Origin of the sequence: Nocardioides sp. BE266 (assembly GCF_031457855.1) — a bacterium.
Lineage (GTDB): Bacteria > Actinomycetota > Actinomycetes > Propionibacteriales > Nocardioidaceae > Nocardioides.
Window position 1 is genome coordinate 1 of sequence record NZ_JAURTI010000001.1, and the last position, 24365, is coordinate 24365.

Sequence of the window (24365 nt, forward strand, 5' to 3'; positions counted from 1 at the left end):
AGGCGGTGAAGCAAACATGATGTCAACGGGGCATAACAAACTAATTCGTCGACTAATCAAACACACTGTTGAGTTCTCAAAAATCAGACGCACCCACATCGCGATCCGGTGAGGATCTCGGTTGCGTGAGGCAACTGGTCAAACGCAGCGAGCGACTTTCTGTCCGCGCAAATCGCGGGCGGTTTCGCTCTGACCCGGTGGTGTCACCGTGACCGATGACCGCTTCGGGTTGTCCTGCCCGGGGCCGGGAGCCCGACCTGACCGGTCTTGCTCCCCGCCGCTCCCTGGCGACAGAGAGAACAGTATGCGTACTCATGACAACGCGCAAATCGAGACGGTGTGACCGCGAGCACATCAGCGTTTTCGCAGGTCAGAGGCCTGTTGTGACGGGTGGGGCGTGTCGGACGGGCCGTTGCCCGCCCGACACGACCCAGCCGTCAGGCCACCTCGACGCCCGCGAAGTTCTTCTTCCCGCGCCTGAGGACCAGCCACGAACCGGCGACCAGGTCGGCGTGCGTCGGCTGGAGCTCGACGTCCTCCACGCGCACGTTGTTGAGGTAGGCACCGCCCTCGGCGACCGTGCGCCGGGCCTCCCCCTTGCTCTTGGCGAGCCCGGAGGCGACCAGGAGGTCGAGGATCCCGGGCAGCTCGCCGGCCGGGAGCGTCGTACCCCCTGCTTCGCGGAGCGCGGCACCCAGGGTCTCGGGCTTGATCGCGCCCAGGTCTCCCCCGCCGAACAGCGCCGCGGCCGCGGCCTTGGCCTGCTCGACCTCGTGCTGGCCGTGCACCAGAGCCGTCACCTCGTCGGCGAGGCGCTTCTGACCCGCCCGCAGGAACGGCTTCTCCGCCGTCTGCTGCTCGAGGTCCTCGATCTCCTCACGCGTGAGGAAGGTGAATACCTTGAGCAGCTCCACCACCTTCTCGTCCTCGGCGTTGAGCCAGAACTGGTGGAAGGCGTAGGGCGAGAGCATGTCGGCGTCGAGCCACAGGGCGCCGCCCTCGGTCTTGCCGTACTTGGTGCCGTCGGCCTTGGTGATCAGCGGCGTGGCGAAGGCGTGTGCCTTGCCTCCGTCGGCGCGACGGATCAGCTCGACGCCGCCGGTGAGGTTGCCCCACTGGTCGGAGCCGCCGAACTGGAGCGTGACTCCGTGCTGGCGGTGGAGCTCGAGGTAGTCCATCGACTGGAGCAGGATGTAGCTGAACTCTGTGTAGCTGATGCCGGCCTCGAGGCGCGTCTTCACCACGTCACGGGCGAGCATCCGGTTGACCGGGAAGTGCTTGCCGATGTCGCGCAGGAAGTCGATCGTCGAGAGCGAGGCCGTCCAGTCGTAGTTGTTGACCATCGTGGCCGCGTTGGCGCCCTCGAAGGAGAGGTACGGCTCGATCTGCGCGCGGACGCGCTCGACCCACTCCTTGACGATGTCGAGGGAGTTGAGCGTGCGCTCACCGCTGTCGCGCGGGTCGCCGATCATGCCCGTGGCGCCGCCGACGAGGGCGTACGGCGTGTGCCCGGCCTCCTGCAGCCGCCGCGCGGTGAGGATCTGGACCAGGTTGCCCATGTGCAGGCTCGGCGCGGTCGGGTCGAAGCCCACATAGAACTTGACGCTCCCCTCGCCCAGCGCCGCGCGGAGCGCGTCGCGGTCGGTGGAGTGGGCGACGAGGCCGCGCCACTCCAGCTCGTCGAGGACATTCGGGGTCGTCACGTGGATTCCTTCGGGTGAGGCGGGTTGGTGGACGGGCACTAGCCTAGGGCGAGGCAGGAGGAGGTACGGCACGTGATCGCAGGCAGGTACACGCTCGAGCGGGAGATCGGTCGAGGCGGCTCCGGGACCGTGCACCTCGCGCACGACGAGGTGCTGGGTCGCACCGTGGCGATCAAGCGCATCGGGATCCTCCCCGGCGAGCACGTCGCGCTCGAGCGCGCAGGCCGCGAGGCGCGCCTGGCCGCGGCCCTCAACCACCCCCACGTGGTCTCCGTCTTCGACCTCGTCGAGGAGGCGGAGGTCCACTGGCTGGTGATGGAGTACGTCGACGGGCGCACGCTCAGCGAGATGGTCCGCGCGACCGGTCCGCTCGACGTGGCCGAGGCGGCGACGTACCTCGGCCAGACGGCCGATGCGCTGGCCGAGGCCCACGAGGCGGGGATCGTGCACCGCGACGTGAAGCCCAGCAACATCCTCGTCTCCGACGGCGTCGCCAAGCTCAGCGACTTCGGCATCGCCAAGTCCGCCGAGGACGCCTCGCTGACCCAGACCGGGCTCGTGACCGGCTCACCGGCCTACCTGGCGCCCGAGGTCGCCTCGGGCTCGTCCGCCACGCCCGCCAGCGACGTGTGGTCGCTCGGTGCCACGGCCTACCACGCGGTCACCGGCCGGCCGCCGTACGACGTCGGGGACAACCTGATCGGCGCGCTCTACAAGATCGTGCACGAGGACCCGCCGAGGCTGCCCGAGGACCACCCGATGGCCGGCCTGTTGTCGGTGATGATGACCCGCGAGCCGGAGAACCGCTGGCCGATGCACAAGGTGCGCGACGAGCTCGCGCGCCTGGCCCGTGGCCAGCGCTCCACCGTCACGCCGACGGCAGCGCCGGTGGCCAACGGCAGCGAGCGCACCGGCGTGATGCCGACCGTGCGCACCGCTCCGGCGCCCGTGCCGGAGCAGCCGCACCGAAGCCGGGCGCGCTACGCCTGGATCGCCCTCGCGGCGGTGCTCGCCGTCGCGGCGGTCGTGGCGGCGTACATGTGGGCCGGGCGGGGCACCCCCGTGGCCGCTCCCGACGACGAGACCACCAGCTCCGCGACCAGCTCGCAGACGACCCCGAGCTCCTCCCCTCCGCTATCGGCAGAGGACACGCGGCAGCAGATGGACGCCTTCATCACGTCCTACCTCTCGACGGTGACCAGCGACCCGCGCGCGGCATTCGACCAGCTCACGCCGGAGTTCCAGCAGGCCAGCGGCGGCTACCAGGGCTACATCGGCTGGTGGGGCACCGTCCGCTCGGCCAAGCTCGCCGACGTGCAGAGCGACCCCTCCGACCTGACGGTCGGCTACACGGTCGACTACGTCTTCCGCTCGGGCGAGAAGGACACCCAGAGCGTGCGCCTGCAGCTCCAGCGCTTCGACGACCACTACCTGATCGCCGGCGAGGGCTGAGCCTCGCGCTCGTAGGGCGGGTGGGGCTCGAACCCACGACCCAAGGATTATGAGTCCTCTGCTCTGACCGACTGAGCTACCGCCCCTCGGGGCGCACCCTAGGCGATGACCGCCTCGACCTCGTACATGTGCTCGACGACGCGGAAGCCGAGCGCGGTGTTGGTGTGGTGCATGGCCGTGTTCTGGGGATCGGTCCAGGTGTGGACCGAGGTGATCGTGGCGGGCAGCCCGGCGTAGTTGGCCGACTTCAGCGCGGCGCCGAGGCGGTGGCCGCGGTGCTCCGGCATGACGAGGGTGTCGTCCTGCCAGCCGTAGTCCGCGCCGTGCGGGACGAAGAGCAGCGAGTAGCCCCCGAACACGCCGTCGGAGCGGCGGCGGGCAGCGGCCACGCGCACGTCGTACGCCTTCATCAGGCGCTCCTCCGACGACGCGAGGCGCGCGTCGTCGAGGACCTCGGCCTCGAGGTCGAGCTCACCGGTCGGGACGTCGGCGTTCATCTGGTTGCGCATGGCGAGGTACGCCGCGCGGTGCTCGTCGGGGCAGCGGCCCTGCCAGGCGACCAGCTCGTAGGCCGGGTCGATGGCCGTGGAGGTGACAGGCAGGTCGGCGAGGAGGTGGTCCTCGTGGTGCTTCTCGACCGCGCCCAGCGCCGTGGCGAAGGCGTACCCGGCCCCGGCGACGGCGAGGTCGACGCTCACCTCTCCCCCGAGCCGCGTGCGGCCGTCGGCGTGGCCACGCTCCGCGACGGCGTCCCACAGGGCGCGGCCGACGCCGCGGCGCCGGTGCTGGGGCAGCACGCTGACCTCGCACCAGCCGACGTCGAGGTTCTCCTGCAGCGGCAGCTCGAGCTCGGCGACGCCGACGACCTCCGCGCCCTCGACGGCCTGGAGCCACGTGCGCGAGTAGTAGGTGCTCGGCGCCGTCGCGGTCACCTCGAAGGCCTCGTAGGTGGCGAGCAGCGCGTGCGGCCGGTCGGCCCGCACCGCCTGCTCCATCACCTCGTGCCAGGCCCGGAGGGCGGCGGGGTCGGTCGTGTCCAGCTCCTGGATGTCCACCGGGCGATGGGATCGCAGGTCAGGAGCCTGCGGCAAATGAAATACGAGTTCGACTTCGTGTCCGGCTCCGGGCGTGGGACAGTGTTCGGCGTCTCGGGAGTGGGAGGACCCTCGGTGGCCAAGAACAAGCAGGAGCTGTTGACCCCGTCGCAGCGCCATCTCGTCACGCGATTCGGCTACGGCGTCGACAAGCGGCTCGCGCAGGACGTACGTCGTGCCGGTGGCGCGTCGGCGTGGTTCGAGCAGCAGCTCACCCGTCCGGGGTCGTTCCCCGACGGCGACGCCGATGCCGTACGACGCTGGTGGCCCGACCTCGAGCGCAAGCCGTCCGACCTCTGGCAGCGCCAGGTCAAGGAGATCCGCGGCGGCTGGCAGGTCATGGAGGACTACGGGCGCTGGCTGCTCGTGCGCCGCATCCGCACCCGCCGGCCGGTCCTCGAGAAGATGACCGAGTTCTGGGAGGGCATGCTCCACGTCCCGGTCAGCGGCGACGCCCACTTCACCTGGCGCGTCGACTACGGCGACACCATCCGCAAGCACGCCCTGGGCCGCTTCGACGAGATGCTCGTCGAGACCACGACCCACCCGGCGATGCTGATCTTTCTGTCGGCCGCGACCTCGACCAAGCGTGCTCCCAACGAGAACCTCGGCCGCGAGCTCCTCGAGCTGCACACCCTCGGCGCCGGCAACTACAGCGAGGACGACGTCAAGGCGTCGGCCCGCATCCTCACCGGCTGGCACGTGGACCTCTGGGAGACGTGGGCCGCGTCCTACGTCAAGGAGGACCACTACCGCGGTCGGGTGAAGGTCAAGGGCTTCAGCGACAAGAACGGCAAGGGCGACGGGCGCAAGCTCACCAAGGACTACCTGAAGTACCTCGCCCACCACCCGCTCACCGCGCGCCACATCGCGGAGCGGCTGGCGACCAAGTTCGTGCGCGACGACCCGCCGCAGTCGCTGGTCAACCGGCTGGCGAAGGTCTACCTCAAGAACGACACCGAGATCGTGCCGGTGCTGCGCGCGCTGGTCGCGAGCAAGGAGTTCCGCTCCTCGGCCGGCGACAAGCTGCGCGACCCCAGTGAGGACGTCGTGGCGACCTACCGGGCGCTCGGCGTGCGCGTCGACAAGCCCAGCGGTGACGACTCCGGGATCTACGCGATGCTCTGGCAGGCCCAGGGGCTCGGCCTCTCGCCGCACGCGTGGCCGCGGCCCGACGGCACGCCCGTCCGCAACGACATCTGGGCCTCGCCCTCCCGGGCGCTCGGCTCCATGTCGATGCACTGGTCCATGGCCGGCGGCTGGTGGCCGAAGGTCGACCTCCACTACCGCAAGCCGAGCGCGTGGGTGCCGGCGAAGAAGCCGATCAGGTTCGCCGACCTCGTCGACGAGGTGAGCCGCGACCTGCTCCACAAGCCGGCCACCAAGGGCCTGGTGACCACGGCCAGCCTGGCCACCGGGTGCAAGCCCAAGGAAAAGATCGACCGCGAGCACGGCCTCTACCAGTGGGGCTTCCCACGGCTGCTCGCCGCCGTCCTCGACTCCCCCGACCACCTGGCGTGCTGACATGACTTCACAGAGCCCCACTTCCGGCCCCACCACTCCCACCACCCGCGCCTGCGGCTGCCCCGACTACGACGAGGCGCGCCTCGCCCTGAGCCGGCGCAGCCTGCTCGGCGGCACGCTCCTCGCGGGTGGCGCCGTCGCCCTCGGCCCAGGTCTGGGCGGCACCACCCGTGCGTACGCCGTCACCGGCAGCGCCCAGTCCCGCCTCGCGGGCACCGGCTCCGTGCTGGTGCTGCTGTCGCTGCGCGGCGCCGCAGACGGGCTCTCGCTCGTCGTGCCGCACGCGGACCCGAACTACTACGCCGCCCGCCCGCGCATCGGCATCCCGCAGGCCTCCCTGCTGGTGCCCGACGCGATGTTCGGCCTGCACCCGGCGCTCGCTCCGCTGGTGCCGATGTGGAACGCCGGCACGCTCGCCGCGGTCCACGCCACCGGTATGGCGACCCCCAACCGCTCGCACTTCGCGGCGATGGAGGCCATCGAGGACGCGGCCCCCGGCTCGACCGCCCGCAACGGCTGGCTCAACCGGCTCCTCGGCCAGCTGCCCGGCGCCTCGCCGCTGCAGGGCACGGCCATGGGCAACCAGATCCCGACGTCGCTGTTCGGCGCCGAGCCGGCCTTCGTGGTCCCGCGGGTCGACAGCGCCAAGGTCGCCGGCACGGAGGAGGACGGGCGTCGCCTCGCCTCCCTCAAGCACGCCTGGCAGGGCAGCGGGCCGATGAGCAAGGCGGTCCGCGACGCGATCGAGGGCGCCGAGACCTTCGGCGCCGCACGCGACACCGCGGCCGGCACGCCGGCGACGGCCTACCCGGGGTCGTCCCTCGGCAAGGCGCTCTCCGACGTCTCGCGCATCGTCCGCTCGGGCGTCGGGGCGGAGGTCATCACCGTCGACCAGGGCGACTGGGACATGCACACCGACCTCGGCACCGTCGACTGGGGCGACATGAGGCGCAACGCCGGCGACCTGGCCAGCTCGATCGCCGCCTTCTTCACCGACCTCGGCCCCGACGCCTCGCGCGTCACGCTCGTGACGCTGAGCGAGTTCGGCCGCCGGGTGAAGGAGAACGACAACTACGGCACCGACCACGGCTTCGGCAACGTGATGTTCGTGGCCGGCGCGGGCGTGAAGGGCGGGAAGTACTACGGCTCGTGGCCGGGCCTGCAGAACACCCTCGACGGGGACCTGCTGGTCACCACCGACTACCGCAGCGTGCTCACCGAGGTCGTCACCCGGCGGTTCGGCGTCAGCGTCGCCCAGGTCTTCCCGGGCTTCGCACCGCAGTCCGTCGGCGTGATGGCCTAGCGCGCGGCTCGTCCCGGGGCAGACAGGGCCCCGGGCGAGTGCCATGCTCGGCCCATGGCGAACCCTCCGAGCTTCGAGCCCCTCCCCGAGGACTGGCAGACCGCGCTCTTCGTGGTGGCCCACCCCGACGACATCGAGTACGGCGCCGCGGCCGCGGTGGCGCGCTGGACCGGGCAGGGCAAGAAGGTCGTCTACTGCATGGTGACCAGCGGCGAGGCCGGCATCGACGGGATGCACCCCGACGAGTGCCGTCCCGCCCGTGAGGCGGAGGAGATCGCCTCGGCGGGCGTCGTCGGCGTCGACGAGGTCGTCTTCCTGCGGCTCCCCGACGGCGTCCTGGAGTACGGCGTCGCGCTGCGGGCCGCGATCGCCCAGGTCGTGCGCGAGCAGCGCCCGGACATCGCGGCGACCATCAACTTCCGTGACACCTTCGGTGGGACGAACCTGAACCAGGCCGATCACATCGCGGTGGGCCGGGCCCTGCTGGACGCCGTACGGGATGCGGGGAACCGGTGGATCTTCCCCGACCAGCTCACCGACGGCCTCGAGCCGTGGGGCGGCGTGCGCGCGGTGTGGGCGGCGAACTCGCCGCAGGCCACGCACGCGGTGGACGTCACCGAGACCTTCGACGCCGGTGTGGACTCGCTCAAGGAGCACAAGGCCTACATCGACGGCCTCGGCTGGGAGGGCTGGGACCCCGAGGAGTTCCTCGACGGGATCCTGCGCGCCGGCGGCCAGGGGCTCGGCGTCACCCACGCGACGACGTTCGAGGTCTTCCCGCTCGGCTGGGGCTGAGCCGCCGCTCAGCGGGAGCGGAAGCGCGACCGGCGAGGCGCGCGGGGCGCGCGCTCACCGGCACCGGCGAAGCGGGCGCCGACGAGCGGCGGGGCGGCCACCGGCTCGGGCTCGACGGTCTCGACCGCGGGCTCCGGCTCCCGGGCGTCGGGGTCGAACTCCGTCGTGACGGCCGCCAGGTCGTGACCGGCCAGCACCGCGCGGACCTCGTCGATCATCGCGACGAGCTCGTCGTCGCCGGCGCGGTCGGCGTACGTCACCAGGGCGTGGCGGCCGAGGGACGCGCCGATCAGCGCGCCCTGCTCGAAGCGCAGCCGCAGGAAGCCCGTCGTGTGCCGGTCCTCGAGCGAGCGGAGGATGCCGAGCATCCGGTTGCCCACCTCGGCGAGGTGGTGCAGGTCCTGGCCCTCGCCCCGGGCCGCGATCACGCGCGAGCCCGCGGTGACGACCGAGCTCCAGCGGACGCCGTCGAGGGTCAGGATGCGCTCCAGGCAGTGGTTCAGCGCGGCCGCGGTGTCGACCGCCCCGACCACCATGTAGTGCGGCACCGCGCGGGCCTCGAGCGGCGTGACCTGTGCCCGGTAGGTGCCCTCCCCCGCGGGTGTCCAGGTGACGCCCACCGTCAGGCGCGAGAGCCCGATCGCCTCGAGCGCGCGGAGGTCGCCCGCCTCGACGAGCTCGCCCATCCGGCGGGCCAGGCGGCCGGTGTACGGCAGCGCGGCGGCGAGCGCCCCGGACGCGCCGTCGTCACCCACCACGGTGCCGTCCGGGCGCGCGACGAAGCCTGCGTGGTCGATCGTGCCGGGGATCAGGTCCGCGCTCATGCGACCACCCTTGCGCAGCGCGGGCGTCGTACCCGGCGGTGTAACGCACAGTTCACAGGGCCGGGCGGAAGCGTTACGTCACGGCAACCGGGAGCAGCCCCGGGCGGAAACGTGGGCGGCGCACAGTGGGGTCACGCGGCCCGGGCGCGTGGCATGGGGTTCCCGGGTCGCCCTCGCACAACGGCGTGCGGAGACGGCGAAGGGCCCGAGGCGTGATGCCTCGGGCCCTTCTCTCAGACCACGTCGAAGAGCTCGGTGTGGATGCGGCGGTCGGGGACGCCCCAGTCGTCCTCCAGGATCCGGGTCGCCGCGGCGACCATCGGGCCGGGACCGCACACGAAGTAGTCCAGGTGCGCCCGACCACGTCTGCCCGGGAGGGCCGAGGCCAGGACGTCGCGGGTAAGCCACCCCACCTCGCCGTCCCACTCCTCGGGCGGCTCCTCGAGGACCTCCACCAGGCGCAGGTCGAGCCGTTGTCCGAGATGCTCGTGGTCGGCACGGTGCAGCAGGTCGTCGGCCGTGCGACCCGCTACCACCAGCAGCACGGGTCGACGATCGCCACGATCGGCCATCGTGCGCAACATGCTCAGCATGGGGGTGATGCCCACGCCACCCGCCACGAACACGAAGCCGTCGGAACGCAGCCCGTCGAGGGTGAAGGCGCCATGGGGGCCGTCCAGGTGGACCCTCCTGCCGGGCCGGAGACCTGCCAGGATCTCGCTGAAGTCACCCAGGGCCTTGACGGTGAATTCCTTGCGCCACGGACGCGTCGCGGCCGACGCGATGGTGAACGGGTGCTCCTCGAACACGAACGCCGACTCGCCGAGCTTCAACCACGCGAACTGTCCCGGGCGGAAGTCCACGCCGGCGTGCCCGTCCGCGTGCACAGCCACGGTCACCGCACTCGCTGACTCCACGCGCACCTCGTCGACGACGTAGGCCGTCTGGTGCGAGCGCCACGGTCTCCACATCCACCGGTAGGCCGTGAGCAGCAGCAGCCCCACCAGCAGCCCCGCGAACCATGCCGCGCCCCACCGGTAGGACGTCAGGTCGTGCAGCCAGAACACGTGCAGGGCGGTGCCGAAGAGGACCAGGTTTCCGAGGGCGACGTGCAGCAAGCGCCACCCCTCGTAGCGCGGGCGGCGCTTGCGACGCGTCATCGCCAGCGGGACCATCGCCAGCAGGGCGAGGGTCGCCACCGTCGCCGCCCACACGCGGGGTGGCGCCGTGCGCAGGTCGAGCACCCCGGGTCCGGCGTGGCCGAGGACCGACGCGACATGGATGACGACCAGGGCAGCGGCGACGAGCGCGAGCAGTCGGTGGCTGCGGAGCACCCGCTCGACGCCGAGGTAGGTGGTGATCGCGCGCAGCCGGCTCGGCAGCACGAAGGCGACCAGCAGCAACGAAGCCGCCGCGAGGCTCGTCACGAGCGAGACGCGCTCCCACGGGTTCGACCCGACACGGTCGGGAGCCGTGGCCAGCACCACGACCGGAGCGGTGACGAGGAGGGTGACTGCCACGCGCATGAGTGTCGGCGCCAGCCGACGGCGGCGAGCGCCGGTGCCGGTGACGCGCTGAGGCGTGAGCGTACGACCCGAGGCTTTGGAGCGTGCCATGGCGGACTCTCCACCGGGGCGGGGATGGGACGGCCCGGAATCTAGACCGACCCGTGTTGCCTCGACATCAAGCAGGGCTCAAGAAGACCTCATGCCCGGAACGCGGACGGGCCCGAGGCGTGGTGCCTCGGGCCCGTCTCTGGCTCCCCCGGTTGGACTCGAACCAACAACCCTCCGGTTAACAGCCGAATGCTCTGCCAGTTGAGCTACAGGGGATCGCTTGTGCAGCGAGGCGAAACCTTAGCAAGCCGGGACACCACTGGTGAAATCAGGGCAGTCCCACGTCGCGCCGCATCGCCTCCAGGGCGCTGCGCGCCGCGGCGCGGACGGTGGGGTCGTCGGGGTCGACACCCTCGTCGTATTCGTAGACCCACTGGATGCCGCCGCGGCCCGCCGGCGCGCGGCGGGCGATGACGCGCAGCCCACGCCGCCCGCCGACCGGCACGTGGCGCTGCAGCACCACGCTCGCGGTGACCCGCTCGCGGACCAGTTCGAGCAGCCGCCCGGGCTCGGTGAGCGTCGCGGTGTGCACCGGACGCTGCTCGCCCCAGGTGCCGACCTCGGAGAGACGGAAGGTGTCGGTGTCGCGGTCCCAGTCGGCGGCCTCGACCTGCTCCCACGGCACCCGGCGGATCTCCCCGTCGACGACGACGTAGAAGGCGTCGCGGGTGCCGGCCAGCACCGTGCCGTCGGCTGCTGTGGCGGCGGCGAGCACCTTCTCGCCGCGCGGCACGTCCACGTCGGGCGTGCGGGCCCGCCCCGGGAGCGGGCTCATGACTGTCCCCCGGGCTGGCCGACGGCACCCTCGCGCAGCTTGCGGCGGTGCTGCTCGAGCATCACCAGCTCACCGAACATGCGGTTGTAGTCGAGGGCGTTGTCGACCGGGTTGGTGCGCTGCAGGCGCGCCTTGACGTCGGCGATGCGGCGGGACGTGGTGAGCTCCTGGAGGCGGTAGACGTAGGCGACCGCGAAGGTCGGGTTGGGGTCGGAGGTGCCGCGCACCGGCTCCACGCCGAGCTCGGTGATCGCCGCGACCACGGCACCCTCGCTGGCGGCCCCACGGACACGGTTGGCCCAGCCGGGGTCGTCGGCGGCGCTGGCCGGCCCGCCGGCCGCGGTGACGGCCTCCCAGACGCCCTGGAAGGTCGGGTGGGTGAAGTCGCTGGTCGTGACGTGGGTGGTGGTGCGCCCGACGCCCGCGGGGTGCTGGATGACGAGCTTGAGCAGCTCGCGCTCGATCATGAAGCGCGGGTCGGACAGGCTGGGCAGCGCCGGGCGGGCCGGCTCCTGCGGCTGCGGCGCCTCCGCCGCCCGGGTCGTACGACGATCCTCCGTGCGCGCCGGGCGGCTGGCCGCGCGGCGTACCTCCCCGCGCACCTCGTCGACGTCGACGCCGACCATGTGGGCGAGCTCGCGGGAGAACGACTCGACCTTGGTCTTGTCGCGGATGCTCGCCACCAGGCCGGCCGCGTCGCGCAGCGCGTCGACCCGGCCGTCGGCGCGGTCGAGGTCGTAGCGGGTGAGGATGTTGTCGAGGGCGAAGCGGTAGAGCGGCTGGCGCTTGGCGACGAGCTCGCGGACCGCCTCGTCGCCCTCCTTGAGCCGGAGGTCGCACGGGTCCATGCCCTCGGGCGCGACGGCGACGTAGGTCTGCGAGGCGAATACCTGGTCGCTCTCCAGCACCTTCATGGCGGCCTTCTGGCCGGCGGAGTCGCCGTCGAAGGTGAAGATGACCTCGCCGCTGGTCTCGTTGTGGTCGCCGAGGAAGCGCCGCAGCACGCGGGCGTGGTCGGTGCCGAAGGCGGTGCCGCAGGAGGCGACCGCGGTCTTCACCCCGGCGAGGTGGCAGGCCATCACGTCGGTGTAGCCCTCGACGACGACGGCCTGCTGGGCGTCCTTCATCGCCGTGCGGGCGAGGTCGATGCCGTAGAGCACCTGGCTCTTCTTGTAGATCGCCGTCTCGGAGGTGTTGAGGTACTTCGCCTCGATCCGGTCGTCGTCGAAGATCCGGCGGGCACCGAAGCCGATGGTGTCGCCGTTGGCCTCGCGGATCGGCCACACCAGCCGGCCGCGGAAGCGGTCGTAGTGGGAGCGGCCGAGGGCGACGAGCCCGGCGGCGACGCTCTCCTCGTCGGTGAAGCGGCGCCCACGCAGGTGGCGGGTCAGTGCCTCGCCGTCGCGGGGCGCGAACCCGACGCCGAAGGTCTCGGCCGCCGCCTGGTCGAAGCCGCGCTGGTCGAGGAACTGCCGGGCCACGACGGCGTCGGCACCGGCGAGCTGCTCGGCGTAGAACTGCTGGGCGACCTTGTGGGCCTCGATCAGCCGGCCGCGGGCCGGGCCGCGGGGGCGGACCGGCTCGTCGTCGCCGTCCTCGCGCCGGAGCTGGACGCCGTACTTCTCCGCGAGGCGCTCGACGGTCTCGCCGAAGGTGAGGCCGTCGACCTTCATGAGGAACGCGATGACGTCGCCGCCCTCCCCGCAGCCGAAGCAGTGGAAGAAGCCGCGCGAGGCGTTGACGTTGAAGGACGGGGTCTTCTCGTCGTGGAAGGGGCACAGGCCCTTCAGCGACCCGCCGCCGGCGCGCTTGAGGGTGACATAGCCCGAGATGACGTCGTCGATGCGCGCCTTCTCGCGCACCTCGGCGATGTCGTCGTCGCGAATCCGGCCTGCCACGCCCGGGAGTCTACGGGCGGGCACCCACCGCCGCGCCGGAGTCTCCACATCGTCGCTGCACCCCTTGGGGGGAACGGCGCTGGTGGTGCGCTCGGGCGTCTGCGAAGGTCGAGACATGACCGCTCAGCACGGAGCGCCAGAGGGTCAGACCCTCGGGGCACTCGTCCACCAGCTCTCCCAGCAGATCCCGGAGCTCGTCCGCTCGGAGATCCGGCTGGCCCAGGCCGAGGTCGCCCAGAAGGGGAAGCGCGCGGGCGTCGGGATCGGCATGTTCAGCGTCGCCGGGCTCCTCGGCTTCTTCGCGCTGGCGACGCTCATCACGACCGCCATCCTGGGCCTGGCCACCGTCGTGGACGCGTGGCTCGCCGCGCTCGTCGTCGCCGTCGTCCTCCTCGTCGCCGCGGCGATCGCCGGCCTGGTCGGGAAGAACAAGGTGACCGAGGCCGCCCCACCGGCCCCGGAGCGCGCGATCCACGGGCTCAAGGAGGACATCGCCACGGTGAAGGGGGACCACCATGCCTGACCAGAAGACGCCCGAGGAGCTCGAGGCGGAGATCGCCCTCCAGCGCGAGCAGCTCGCCGGCACGGTCGACGACCTCGCCGCCAAGCTCGACGTGAAGTCCCAGGCCCAGCAGAAGGTCGCCGACCTCAAGGACGCGGCCACGACCGACACCGGGGCGCCGCGCCCCGAGGTCGTCGCCGCTGCCGGGTCGCTCGTCGCGATGGCCCTCGTCCTCGTCGCCTGGCGCCTGCGCCGCACCCGCTGACCCACCGGAAGGATCCACCATGAAGAAGCTGCCCCTGCTGCTCGCCCTCGCCGCCGGCTACGTGCTCGGCACCCGCGCCGGACGCGAGCGCTACGAGCAGATCAAGAAGGCCGCCACCCGGGTCAAGGACGACCCGCGCGTGCAGGAGAAGGCGCACCAGGCCGCCGACCTGGCGAGGGAGAAGGCTCCGGTGGTCAAGGACAAGGTCGCCGCCGCAGCGAGCACCGCAGCCGACAAGGTGACGCCGTCGAGCAACGGCCACCACCGCTCCGACCTCGAGGACCAGCTCAACCCCGACAACGTGGCGCTGCAGGACCAGCCCTACCCGCAGGGCGACCTGCCCTGATCGGTCTCGATACGCCTCGCTCGTTCCTCGCTCGGCTACTCGACCCACTATGAGGCGGTCAGCCCCCTATGAGGCGGTCAGCGCTGCGTGGCGGGTGACCGCGCTGGCGTCGGTGAGCGAGGCGACCTGGTCGATCACGACCCGGCGCCGGGCGGGGTCGTCGGACGCGGCGTCCCAGTCCTCGACGAAGACGGGGTCGAGGGCATCGGCGCCGCGCGCCCAGAGTCCCTCCACCAGCTCGGCGACGAGCTCGCGCTGGCGCTTCATCAGCGAGACCCGGTCGTCGGCCTGCATGACGTAGAGGGACGCGATGCCCTTGAGCACGCCGATCTCGACCTCGGTCGCCGTCGGCACCACGAGGTCAGCGCGGTGCCGGACCAGGGGCTCGCCGTCGGCGGCGGCGAAGGTCGACTCCTGGACGCTGCCGCAGAACCGGCCGATGAGGTCGCTGGTGAGGTTCTTGATCGCCGCGAGGCTGCGGCGCGAGCCGTCGTACGGCGTCCGGGGCCAGCTGCCGACGGCGCGCAGGCCGGCGAGGGCCTCGTCGAGCGCGGCGTCGTCGGTGCCGGGGAGGTACCACGAGCGCACCGTCTCCCAGAGCGCGTCGCGGTCGAGCCGGGTGAGGTCGAGGCGACCGGCGACGATGCCGTCCTCGACGTCGTGGACGGAGTACGCCACGTCGTCGGCGAGGTCCATCACCTGGGCCTCGAGACAGCGCCGACGCCCCTCCACGCCGACGCGCAGCCAGTCGAAGACCGGCCGGTCGTCGTCGTAGACGCCGAACTTCACGACCACCCGGGGGGTGCCGTCGGCGTGCACGCCGTGGGGACCGGTCGCGTCGGAGCGGGGCCAGGGGTACTTGGTGCAGGCGTCGAGGGTGGCCCGGGTGAGGTTGAGCCCCGCCGAGCGGCCGTCGGCGTCGAAGGTCTTCGACTCCAGCCGGGTGAGCAGACGCAGCGTCTGGGCATTGCCCTCGAAGCCGCCGCAGTCGGCGCTCAGCTCGGCCAGCACCCGTTCGCCGTTGTGGCCGAACGGCGGGTGACCCAGGTCGTGGGCCAGCGCCGCGGTCTCGGCGATGTCGGGGTGCGTGCCGAGGGCACGGGCCAGGTCACGCGAGACCTGGGCGACCTCGAGGCTGTGCGTGAGCCGGTTGCGGACGAAGTCGTCGGTCTGCGGACCGACGACCTGCGTCTTGGCCGCGAGACGGCGCGACGCCGCCGCGTGGACGACGCGTGCCCGGTCGCGCTCGAACGCCAGCCGGACGGGCGCGTCGACCCGCTTCGGCGGCTCGGCGACCAGGCGCTCGCGCGCCGAGTCGTCGTACAGGTCCTCGATGCTCATCGGCCGGTCAGCCTAGCGAGCACCGAGGACGCTGTCCGACGGAGATCGGTCAGTAGACCGAGACGTGCACGTGGTCGTAGTGGTTGGCCGTCGTCGACCCACGGTCGGACATGCCGCGCCAGCCCTCGCCGGAGCGCTCCACGGACCAGATGTGCTGGGAGTAGATGACGTAGGTGACGCCGAGCGCCGCCGCGTTGGCACGGACGAACTCCGCGACGTCCCAGCCGACGGAGCCGCTGACCATGATGTCGACGGCCTTGCCGAGCGGGTGGTCACCGCCGCCACCGCGGAGGGTGCCGTAGGTGGAGATGCTGGGCCAGTTGGCGCAGACGGCCTCGTGGACCGCCTGGATGTTGGCGTCGCCGCCGCTGGCGGTCGTGCCGTTGGTGCACGCGCCGCCCATGGACGGACCGGGCTCCGGCTTGTCCTCGGCGAGGTAGGCGCTGGTGACCCAGCGCGACTGGCCGTCGATGACGACCTGCGTGCGGCCGGCCTGCTCGCGACCGGTCACGGAGACCTGCTTGATGGCGTCGATGACGCCGAGCTTGTCGGCCTTCTCGCTCGGGCCGTCCCACAGGTTGAGGTCGGCGGTCGTCCAGAGCTGGTCGCCGACCTTCTTGGCCAGGCGCCGTGCGGTCTTGTCGACCAGGAGGTCGTTGCGCGCGGCCGACTCGGCCTTCGCGGCGGTGCGGATCTGGGACCGCGACACCGTCGCCTCGCCGCGGCGCGACAGGGCGCTGGCGTTGGCGATCGACTGGCTGGAGCTGGACGCGGCCAGCAGGTCGGAGCCCGAGTCGGGCGTGGCCGACAGGACGCCCATCGTCACCGCGGACAGCGTCGCCACGACGGCGAGCGGTGCGGAGACCTGGACGGAACGGGGGATTCGGGGGGAACGGGGGTTACGGGTAGCAGGGGTTTCCCGCTTGTGGCGATGCTGAGCCACAGCGCTGATCCTTTGCACTTGCTGACGGGGGACTGCGCCGATCCACGAGGAAATGCCAGGGGAAGCCTCGTGCCCACGTCGGCGCGATCATCGAGTGAAGCACACGATTTCCGCGGTGTCCCAATCTCCCCAAGTAAAAATCGGCGTGTTTCGGCTCACCCGACACGGAATCGTGGGTACGACGACAGGCTCCGCCTGCCTCGTGGAGGATCAGCCTCCGGTGGTCTCGTCGGCGTCCTCGCGCAGGTGCGATCCACGCCCGTCGGTGTCGTCCAGCCACCCGTCGGGGAGCACCACCTTCTTGCGCGGGGCACCCTGCCGACCGCGCGGCGTGCCGAGCTCCCGCTCGGGGAACGGGGCGTCGCCGTCGAGGCCGTCGAGCAGCACGTCGAGCGAGGCGAGCGAGTCGACGAGGGCCAGCTGGTGGCGCAGCTCGCCACCGGCCGGGAAGCCCTTGAGGTACCAGGTGATGTGCTTGCGGAACTCCTTGCAGCCCCGCTCCTCCCCCATGTGCTCCGAGAGCAGCTCGGCGTGGCGGCGCATCATCGCCTTCACCTCGCCGAGGGTCGGGAGGGTGGCCACGTCCTCGCCGTGGAACGCGGCGGCCAGGTCGCGGAACAGCCACGGGCGGCCGAGGCAGCCGCGACCGACGACGACGCCGGCGGCGCCGGTCTGCTCGACCATCCGCAGGGCGTCGGCCGCCTCCCAGATGTCGCCGTTGCCGAGGACCGGGATGTCGACGTGGTCGACGAGCGCGGCGATCGCGTCCCAGTCGGCCTCGCCGGAGTAGGCCTGCACGACGGTGCGGCCGTGCAGCGCGATCGCCGCGACACCGGTCTCCTGGGCGATCCGGCCCGCGTCGAGGTACGTCAGGTGGTCGTCGTCGAGGCCCTTGCGGGTCTTCATCGTCACCGGGACGTCGTACGGCGTCGCGGCGGCGACCGCGTGCTCGAGGATCTCCCCGAGCAGGCCGCGCTTCCACGGCAGGGCTCCCCCGCCGCCCTTGCGGGTCACCTTGGGCACGGGGCAGCCGAAGTTGAGGTCGACGTGCGCCACGCCGAAGTCGGCGCAGAGGATCTCCACGGCCTTGCCGATGTAGACCGGGTCGGTGCCGTAGAGCTGGACGGAGCGGGTGGTCTCGAGGTCGTCGAAGACGAGCATCTTCCGCGTGGTCTCGTCGCGCTCGACGAGTCCGCGGCTGGTGATCATCTCGCAGACGTAGAGCCCGGCACCCTGCTCGGCGCACAGCCGGCGGTAGGCCGCGTTGGTGATGCCGGCCATCGGCGCGAGCACCACCGGGGTGTCCACGCGCAGCGACCCCAGCGTGAGGGAGTCGGGCAGGGCAGTCATGGCTCCATTGTCGAACCGGTGTCGCGCCCTCCCCAAATCAGCCGCGCTTCCTCCCGGTGCGCGGCTTCTGCTTCGCGGGAGTGGCGACGTCGCCGGTCCAGCTGATCGGGTCGTAGCCCTCGGTCGGCTCGAACACCAGGTCCTCGACCTTCGCGCCGTCGGGTGCGAGGTAGACCAGGCACAGCTCCGCGCTCTCGCCCGACGCGAACGGCGCCGGCAGCGGGCCGCTCTGGCAGGCGGTGAAGTCGCCCCCGAGCGTCCACGGGGCGCCGAGCGTGCCGCGGTCGTCGCGGAGGTAGAGCGGCACGACCTGCCCACCGAGGTCGGACTCCCCCGCGTTGGTCACCCTGACGGTGACGAAGTAGGGCCGGGCGGTCTCCATCGCCTCGTCGGTCGTCCAGCCGTCGAAGACCGACCGCCGTTGCTCGGCGACCGCGTCAACGCTCAGCTCGAGCTCGCCGGTCAGCTCTGAGGTCGGCTTCCACACGAGGGTCGCGGAGTCGCCGTACGCCAGGTCGGTGCCCGGTGCGGTGCCCTCGTCGACGGCGGTGGTCGCGGCGCTCGTCGGCTCGTCGTCGGCCTCCGGCTCCGATCCCGCGCACCCGGCCAGCGACAGCGCCAGGACCGTCGTGAGGAGCAGGGTGCGCATCACCACATAGTGACGCCCGCTGGGCACGCTGCGCCACGGATCGACGTGGTTTCGAGGCTCGCTGGCGCTCGCACCTCGACCGCCCGGGAAGCAGACCGATCATCCAGGAGTCCTCCGCCCCGCGCGCTCGGATCGAGCGCCAGGAGCTCAGCAGCCGAGGAGCTTGGCGGCGAAGTACTGGGAGATGCCGTCGAGGCTGACGCGCTCCTGCGACATGGTGTCGCGCTCGCGGACGGTGACGGCGTTGTCGTCGAGGGTCTCGAAGTCGACCGTCACGCAGAACGGGGTGCCGATCTCGTCCTGGCGGCGGTAGCGGCGGCCGATGGCGCCGGAGTCGTCGAACTCGACGTTCCAGTTCTCGCGGAGCTCGGCGGCGAGCGCCTTGGCCTTGGGCGAGAGGTCGGCGTTGCGGCTCAGCGGGAGCACGGCGACCTTGACCGGCGACAGGCGCGGGTCGAGCTTGAGCACGACGCGCTTGTCCACGCCGCCCTTGGTGTTGGGCGCCTCGTCCTCGGTGTAGGCGTCGATGAGGAACGCCATGAGCGAGCGGGTGAGGCCGGCGGCGGGCTCGATGACGTAGGGCAGGTAGCGCTCGTCGTTGGCCTGGTCGTAGTAGGACAGGTCCTTGCCGGAGTACTCGCTGTGCTGCTTGAGGTCGAAGTCGGTGCGGTTGGCGATGCCCTCGAGCTCCTCGAAGTCACGACCGGAGAACCCGAAGCGGTACTCGATGTCGGTGGTGCCCTTGGAGTAGTGCGACAGCTTCTCCTGCGGGTGCTCGTAGTGGCGCAGGTTGTCGGGGTTGATGCCGAGGTCGACGTACCACTTGGTGCGCTCCTCGATCCAGTAGCGGAACCACTCGTCGTCCTCGCCGGGCTTGACGAAGAACTCCATCTCCATCTGCTCGAACTCGCGGGTGCGGAAGATGAAGTTGCCCGGCGTGATCTCGTTGCGGAAGCTCTTGCCCATCTGGGCGATGCCGAAGGGCGGCTTCTGGCGGCTCGAGGTCACCACGTTGGCGAAGTTGAGGAAGATGCCCTGCGCGGTCTCGGGGCGGAGGTAGTGCAGGCCCGACTCGTCCTCGATGACGCCGAGGTAGGTCTTGAGCATCATGTTGAAGTTGCGCGGCGGGGTCCACGCGTTGCGGGTGCCGCAGTTGGGGCAGGCGACCGAGTCGTTGATGTCGACCGTGTCGGGGTCGTCGATGCCCTTCTTGACCGCGTAGTCCTCCTGCAGGTGGTCCTCACGGAAGCGCTTGTGGCAGGACTGACACTCCACGAGCGGGTCGCTGAAGGTGCTGAGGTGGCCGCTGGCCTCCCACGTGCGCGTGGGCAGGATGACCGAGGAGTCCAGGCCGACGACGTCGTCGCGCCGGGTGACCATGAACTTCCACCACTGGCGCTTGATGTTCTCCTTGAGCTCCACGCCCAGCGGGCCGTAGTCCCACGCGGACTTGGTGCCGCCGTAGATCTCACCGCAGGGGTAGACGAAACCTCGGCGCTTGGCGAGGGAGACGACGTTGTCCAGGGCGGTCGGAGCAGGCTTGGCCACGGTGGAGCTTCCTTCTGGTCGGGCCGGCTGGCTGCCGGCTCGGTGTGCGCGAGCGCTCAGCCTAACGACCGGGGCTGCGCCTCGTTGAGGTCGGTCCCCTCCTCGACGACCTCGTACGCGCTGGGCTCGTCGAGCGCGTGCACCATCAGCGGCTGGATGTGCATCTTGCCCTCGTACGACCCCAGCGCGCGCCGGTAGGAGCCGACGTTCTCCCATCGCGTGGTCAGCGCCCACAGGGTCGGGTCGTCGACGTTGCGGCCGACCTCGCCCCCGACGTAGCCGGGCTTGCTCGCGAGGATCCCGAGCGCGACGAGCAGCCCGGATCGCAGCTCGCTCTCGGCGGCGACATCGGCGGACGGCGTACGGAGGCGGGTGACGACGAGCACGGTCGCCAGCCTAAGGCCGGGGTAGTCCAGTGACGAACGGTCGCCGAAGGCTCGCAAGGGCAGCCGTTTGCCACTGGACTACGTCCCACGTTTGACAATGGTTCTCAACAGTGGTGAGAATCGTTCTCATGTTGTCCGCCACTCGGCCCCTCGCCCTCGCCACGACCCTCGCCTCAGCCCTCCTCCTTGCGGGCTGCGGCGGGTCAGCCGCCGACTCCGGGAATGGTCGCTCGGCCGTCGCGGCGTTCTACCCGTTGGCGTGGGTGACCGGCCGGGTGGCGGGCGACGGGTGGACGGTGGAGAACCTCACCGGTCCGGGCACCGAGCCGCACGACCTGGAGGTCGGGATCAAGCAGAGCGCCGAGGTCGCGCGGGCCGACCTGGTCGTCCTCGAGCACGGCTTCCAGCCGGCCGTCGACGAGACGGTGGACACCAACGCCCCCGACGCCGCGATCGTCGACGCCGCAGAGGTGGTCGACCTGATGCCCGCCTCCGAGCACGACCACGAGCACGAGGAGGCCGGCCACGACCACGGCGACCTCGACCCGCACTTCTGGCAGGACCCGCTCCTGATGGCCGATCTCGGTGACGCGGTGGCCGCCCAGCTCGCCGACCTCGACCCCGACCACGCCTCGACCTACGAGCAGAACGCCGCCGACCTCCGCGGCGACCTCGAGGCCCTCGACCAGGAGTACGCCGCCGGGCTCGCGACCTGCGAGCGCACCACCACCGTGGTGAGCCACGAGGCCTTCTCCTACCTCGCGCGCTACGGCCTGCAGTTCGAGTCGATCGCCGGCCTCTCCCCCGACGCCGAGCCCACGCCCGCCGACCTGGCGCGGCTGCAGGAGCTGATCGAGGAGGACGGCATCACCACGGTCTTCTCCGAGCGGCTCGCCAGCAGCAAGATGGCCGACTCGCTCGCCGGCGACCTCGGGCTGGAGACCGCCGTGCTCGACCCGATCGAGGGCCTCTCCGACGAGACGGCCGACCAGGACTACCTTTCGCTCATGGGTGAGAACCTCGATGCGCTGAGGAAGGCCAACGCATGCCAGTGAGCCCCGGGCTCGTCGCCCCCGTCGAGGTCCGCCAGGGAGCGGTCGCCATCGGCGGCCGGCCGATCCTGCGCGGGATCGACCTGACCGTGGCGCCCGGCGAGTTCCTCGCGCTGATGGGCGCCAACGGCTCCGGCAAGTCGACCCTCGTGCGCGCCATCACCGGCCTGGTTCCGCTGACCTCCGGGTCGGTGAGCCTGTTCGGGACGCCGTACGCCGACTTCCGTGACTGGCAGCGGATCGGCTTCGTGCCGCAGCGGTCCACCGCGAGCAGCGGCGTGCCGTCGACGGTCTGGGAGGTCGTCGCGTCCGGCCGGATCACCCGCCGTCGGCGGTTCCTGCCGCTGTCCGGCCAGGACAAGCAGGCCATCGCGGACGCGATCGAGGTCGTCGGCCTGGCCGACCGGGCGTCGTACGGCATCTCCCAGCTCAGCGGCGGGCAGCAGCAGCGCGCCCTGATCGCGCGGGCCCTCGCCGGCGAGCCCGACCTGCTGGTGCTCGACGAGCCGACGGCCGGCGTCGACCTGTCCAACCAGCGCGCCCTCGCCGACGCCCTGCGCGTGCTGAAGTCCCGCGGCGCGACGATCGTGCTGGTGGCCCACGAGCTCGGCCCGATGGAGCCGCTGATCGACCGGGCAGTCGTGATGCGCGACGGGCGGGTGGCGTACTCCGGCCCGGCCCTCGACGCCGGCAACGGGCACGACCACCACCACCCGACCGCGGGCACCCACGACCACGTGCCCCACGTCGGCTCCCCCCTCGACGAGCTCGGAGGCGGACGATGAGCGACTTCCTCTCCCTCCTCTCCCTGCCCTTCATGCAGCGCGCGCTCATCGCGGCGCTGCTGACCGGGCTGGCCGCGCCGGCGATCGGCACGTTCCTCGTGCAGCGCCGGCTCGCGCTGCTCGGCGACGGCATCGGCCACGTCGCGGTCACCGGTGTCGCGATCGGCCTGCTGACGGGCGCGTCGCCGACGTGGACCGCGGTCGTCGTCGCGGTGCTCGGCGCCGCGCTGATCGAGGTGATCCGCGAGCGCGGGCACACGAACGGCGACGTGGCGCTCGCCCTGCTCTTCTACGGCGGCCTCGCCGGCGGCGTGCTGATCACCGGCCTTGCCGGGCAGGGCGCGGCCCGTCTCCAGGAGTACCTCTTCGGCTCGCTGACCAGCATCTCGGCGGGCGACGTGTGGTTCACCTTCGGCCTCACCGTGGTGCTGCTGGTGACGACGCTCGGCCTGCTCCCCCAGCTGTTCGCGGTCTCCAGCGACGCCGACTTCGCGCGCGTCGCCGGGCTGCGGGTCCGCGCCTACAACCTGCTCGTCGCGGTGCTCGCGGCGGTCACCGTGACCGTCGCGATGCGCACCGTCGGCCTGCTCCTGGTCTCCGCCCTGATGGTGGTGCCGGTCGCGACGTCGCAGCAGCTCGCCCGCTCGTTCCGTACGACGCTCACGGGCGCGATGGTCGTCGGCGTCCTCGCCGCCCTCGGCGGGCTGCTGCTGAGTGCGGCCCTGTCCTTCCGGGCGACCGTGGCTCCGGGCCCGACGATCGTGCTCCTGGCGCTGACGATGTTCGCCTCGACCTGGCCGATCGGCGTCTGGCTGCGGCGCCGGCGCCGGCTGCTCTCGCCGTTCCCCAGCGTCGAGGACGGCAGCCACACGGTCACCGACGAGCACCCACACGAGCACGGCCAGGACTGCGGCCACCCCGCCGTCCCGCACGAGGACCACGTCGACTACGTCCACGACGGCCACCGGCACGCCGTACACGGAGAGCACTATGACGAGCACTGACCACCACGACCCTGAGGGGCGGCCGGCCGTCCGGCCCACCCGCCAGCGGCGCGCCGTCGCGGCCGCCCTGGCGGGCTTCGACGACTTCCGCAGCGCCCAGGAGATCCACGACCTGATCAAGGAGCAGGGCGACTCGGTCGGGCTGGCGACGGTCTACCGCACGCTGTCCACGCTCGCCGACGCCGGCGAGGTCGACATGCTCCGCAACGAGGACGGCGAGGCCATCTGGCGCAGCTGCTCCGACACGCACCACCACCACCTGGTCTGCCGCACGTGCGGCGCCACGGTCGAGGTCGAGGGGCCCGCGGTCGAGCGGTGGACCAACGCCATCGCGCAGGAGCACGGCTACGCCGACCTCAGCCACACGCTGGAGATCTTCGGGACCTGCCCGGCCTGCCGCTAGGAGGTCAGGTCTGCGCCTGGTTCGGCAGCGCGCCGCCGTAGCGGCGGTCGCGACTGGCGTAGGTCTCGATGGCGGACCACAGGTGGCGCCGGTCGACGTCTGGCCAGAGCACGTCGGTGAAGACCATCTCGCTGTAGGCGGCCTGCCAGAGCATGAAGTTCGAGAGCCGCTGCTCCCCCGACGTGCGCCAGATCAGGTCGGCGTCGGGCAGCTCGGGGACGTAGAGGTGGCGGGCGAAGGTCTTCTCGTCGATCTTGTCCGGGTTGAGCCGGCCGGCGGCGACCTCGCGGCCGATCGCCCGGGCGGCGTCGGCGAGCTCGGCGCGGCCGCCGTAGTTGACGCACATGGTGAGGGTGAGGACGTCGTTGTCCTGGGTCATCTCCTCGGCGACCTGGAGCTCCTTGATCACCGACTTCCACAGTCGCGGTGCGCGGCCGGCCCAGCGCACGCGCACGCCGAGCTCGTGCATCTCGTCGCGGCGGCGGCGGATCACGTCGCGGTTGAAGCCCATCAGGAAGCGCACCTCGTCGGGCGAGCGCGACCAGTTCTCGGTGGAGAACGCATAGGCGGAGATCGCCTTCACGCCGATCTCGATGCCGCCCTCGACGACGTCGAAGAGCGTGTGCTCGCCCTGCTCGTGCCCCTTGGTGCGCGGCAGCCCGCGCTCCTTCGCCCAGCGCCCGTTGCCGTCCATGACGATCGCGACGTGCTCGGGCACGAGGTCCTTCGGCACCGGCGGGGGTGTCGCGCCGCTCGGGTGCGGCGTCGGCGGTCTCACCTGTCGCTTCACGAGCGACAGCCTAGGCG

Annotated in this window: 24 protein-coding genes and 2 tRNA genes; 11 read left to right on the plus strand and 15 right to left on the minus strand. The window is 71.6% G+C overall.

Annotated features, from left to right (window positions below):
* Positions 1-437: 437 nt before the first annotated feature.
* Positions 438-1703, minus strand: coding sequence for a tyrosine--tRNA ligase (gene tyrS / locus J2X46_RS00005; protein WP_310245323.1), 1266 nt, complete (start codon positions 1701-1703; stop codon positions 438-440).
* Between the two features lie 72 nt (positions 1704-1775).
* Between tyrS and J2X46_RS00010 the strand changes: the two genes are divergently transcribed.
* A complete protein-coding gene (locus tag J2X46_RS00010) occupies positions 1776-3155 on the plus strand; it encodes a serine/threonine-protein kinase (RefSeq protein ID WP_310245326.1) in 1380 nt (459 codons plus the stop codon).
* Positions 3156-3167: 12 nt separating this feature from the next.
* Here J2X46_RS00010 and J2X46_RS00015 read toward each other — a convergent pair.
* A tRNA-Ile gene (locus J2X46_RS00015) sits at positions 3168-3241 on the minus strand.
* A gap of 12 nt (positions 3242-3253) precedes the next feature.
* On the minus strand, positions 3254-4210 hold the full coding sequence (locus J2X46_RS00020) for a GNAT family N-acetyltransferase (protein WP_310245328.1): 957 nt from the start codon (positions 4208-4210) through the stop codon (positions 3254-3256).
* Positions 4211-4246: 36 nt separating this feature from the next.
* Between J2X46_RS00020 and J2X46_RS00025 the strand changes: the two genes are divergently transcribed.
* From J2X46_RS00025 to J2X46_RS00035, 3 genes are read left to right on the plus strand one after another with little or no spacing between them, the layout of a single operon-like run.
* A complete protein-coding gene (locus J2X46_RS00025) occupies positions 4247-5773 on the plus strand; it encodes a DUF1800 domain-containing protein (protein WP_310245331.1) in 1527 nt (508 codons plus the stop codon).
* Position 5774: 1 nt separating this feature from the next.
* The gene (locus J2X46_RS00030; RefSeq protein ID WP_310245334.1) at positions 5775-7076 is read left to right on the plus strand and encodes a DUF1501 domain-containing protein; all 1302 of its coding nucleotides are present in this window, start codon (positions 5775-5777) and stop codon (positions 7074-7076) included.
* A gap of 54 nt (positions 7077-7130) precedes the next feature.
* Entirely contained in the window at positions 7131-7871 is a 741-nt protein-coding gene (locus J2X46_RS00035) for a PIG-L deacetylase family protein (RefSeq protein ID WP_310245335.1), read from the plus strand.
* Between the two features lie 8 nt (positions 7872-7879).
* Here J2X46_RS00035 and J2X46_RS00040 read toward each other — a convergent pair whose 3' ends face one another.
* The 5 genes from J2X46_RS00040 to dnaG all read right to left on the minus strand — a co-directional run bounded on the left by J2X46_RS00040 (position 7880) and on the right by dnaG (position 12984).
* Positions 7880-8695 carry a hypothetical protein gene (locus tag J2X46_RS00040; RefSeq protein WP_310245336.1) on the minus strand — a complete coding sequence of 272 codons (816 nt, stop codon included), beginning with the start codon at positions 8693-8695 and terminating at the stop codon, positions 7880-7882.
* 233 nt (positions 8696-8928) lie between these two features.
* Positions 8929-10215: a ferredoxin reductase family protein gene (locus J2X46_RS00045; RefSeq protein WP_310245337.1), complete on the minus strand. Its 1287-nt coding sequence runs from the start codon at positions 10213-10215 to the stop codon at positions 8929-8931.
* Positions 10216-10451: 236 nt separating this feature from the next.
* Positions 10452-10527, minus strand: a tRNA-Asn gene (locus J2X46_RS00050).
* A 52-nt stretch (positions 10528-10579) separates the two neighbouring features.
* Complete coding sequence (locus J2X46_RS00055) at positions 10580-11086, minus strand: hypothetical protein (protein ID WP_310245338.1); 507 nt, start codon at positions 11084-11086, stop codon at positions 10580-10582.
* A complete protein-coding gene (gene dnaG, locus J2X46_RS00060) occupies positions 11083-12984 on the minus strand; it encodes a DNA primase (protein WP_310245341.1) in 1902 nt (633 codons plus the stop codon). Before dnaG ends, J2X46_RS00055 begins: the two co-directional genes overlap by 4 nt.
* A gap of 115 nt (positions 12985-13099) precedes the next feature.
* On the opposite strand from dnaG, the gene J2X46_RS00065 reads away from it, so the two are divergent.
* From J2X46_RS00065 to J2X46_RS00075, 3 genes are read left to right on the plus strand one after another with little or no spacing between them, the layout of a single operon-like run.
* A complete protein-coding gene (locus tag J2X46_RS00065) occupies positions 13100-13507 on the plus strand; it encodes a phage holin family protein (RefSeq protein WP_310245343.1) in 408 nt (135 codons plus the stop codon).
* On the plus strand, positions 13500-13751 hold the full coding sequence (locus J2X46_RS00070) for a DUF3618 domain-containing protein (RefSeq protein WP_310245345.1): 252 nt from the start codon (positions 13500-13502) through the stop codon (positions 13749-13751). Before J2X46_RS00065 ends, J2X46_RS00070 begins: the two co-directional genes overlap by 8 nt.
* A 19-nt stretch (positions 13752-13770) precedes the next feature.
* Complete coding sequence (locus J2X46_RS00075; RefSeq protein ID WP_310245347.1) at positions 13771-14097, plus strand: YtxH domain-containing protein; 327 nt, start codon at positions 13771-13773, stop codon at positions 14095-14097.
* A gap of 66 nt (positions 14098-14163) precedes the next feature.
* Here J2X46_RS00075 and J2X46_RS00080 read toward each other — a convergent pair whose 3' ends face one another.
* From J2X46_RS00080 to J2X46_RS00105, 6 genes are all read right to left on the minus strand, one after another.
* On the minus strand, positions 14164-15438 hold the full coding sequence (locus J2X46_RS00080; protein WP_310245350.1) for a deoxyguanosinetriphosphate triphosphohydrolase: 1275 nt from the start codon (positions 15436-15438) through the stop codon (positions 14164-14166).
* 49 nt (positions 15439-15487) lie between these two features.
* The gene (locus J2X46_RS00085) at positions 15488-16282 is read right to left on the minus strand and encodes a hypothetical protein (protein ID WP_310245352.1); all 795 of its coding nucleotides are present in this window, start codon (positions 16280-16282) and stop codon (positions 15488-15490) included.
* A gap of 309 nt (positions 16283-16591) precedes the next feature.
* Positions 16592-17731: a tRNA dihydrouridine synthase DusB gene (dusB, locus tag J2X46_RS00090; RefSeq protein WP_310245355.1), complete on the minus strand. Its 1140-nt coding sequence runs from the start codon at positions 17729-17731 to the stop codon at positions 16592-16594.
* 37 nt (positions 17732-17768) lie between these two features.
* A complete protein-coding gene (locus J2X46_RS00095; protein ID WP_310245357.1) occupies positions 17769-18380 on the minus strand; it encodes a hypothetical protein in 612 nt (203 codons plus the stop codon).
* A 147-nt stretch (positions 18381-18527) separates the two neighbouring features.
* On the minus strand, positions 18528-19928 hold the full coding sequence (locus J2X46_RS00100) for a glycine--tRNA ligase (protein ID WP_310245359.1): 1401 nt from the start codon (positions 19926-19928) through the stop codon (positions 18528-18530).
* Positions 19929-19984: 56 nt separating this feature from the next.
* The gene (locus J2X46_RS00105) at positions 19985-20314 is read right to left on the minus strand and encodes an antibiotic biosynthesis monooxygenase (protein ID WP_310245362.1); all 330 of its coding nucleotides are present in this window, start codon (positions 20312-20314) and stop codon (positions 19985-19987) included.
* Between the two features lie 128 nt (positions 20315-20442).
* On the opposite strand from J2X46_RS00105, the gene J2X46_RS00110 reads away from it, so the two are divergent.
* The 4 genes from J2X46_RS00110 to J2X46_RS00125 are packed head-to-tail and all read left to right on the plus strand — an operon-like array spanning position 20443 to position 23558.
* Positions 20443-21369, plus strand: a complete 927-nt coding sequence (locus J2X46_RS00110; RefSeq protein ID WP_310245366.1) for a metal ABC transporter solute-binding protein, Zn/Mn family — start codon at positions 20443-20445, stop codon at positions 21367-21369.
* Positions 21360-22151, plus strand: a complete 792-nt coding sequence (locus J2X46_RS00115) for an ABC transporter ATP-binding protein (RefSeq protein WP_310245368.1) — start codon at positions 21360-21362, stop codon at positions 22149-22151. The genes J2X46_RS00110 and J2X46_RS00115 overlap by 10 nt, the downstream gene beginning before the upstream one ends.
* Complete coding sequence (locus J2X46_RS00120; protein ID WP_310245370.1) at positions 22148-23155, plus strand: metal ABC transporter permease; 1008 nt, start codon at positions 22148-22150, stop codon at positions 23153-23155. The genes J2X46_RS00115 and J2X46_RS00120 overlap by 4 nt, the downstream gene beginning before the upstream one ends.
* Positions 23142-23558 (plus strand): Fur family transcriptional regulator, encoded by a 417-nt coding sequence (locus J2X46_RS00125; RefSeq protein WP_310245372.1) that lies wholly within the window; start codon positions 23142-23144, stop codon positions 23556-23558. The genes J2X46_RS00120 and J2X46_RS00125 overlap by 14 nt, the downstream gene beginning before the upstream one ends.
* A 4-nt stretch (positions 23559-23562) precedes the next feature.
* Here J2X46_RS00125 and J2X46_RS00130 read toward each other — a convergent pair whose 3' ends face one another.
* Complete coding sequence (locus J2X46_RS00130) at positions 23563-24348, minus strand: isoprenyl transferase (protein WP_310245375.1); 786 nt, start codon at positions 24346-24348, stop codon at positions 23563-23565.
* Between the last annotated feature and the right edge of the window lie 17 nt (positions 24349-24365).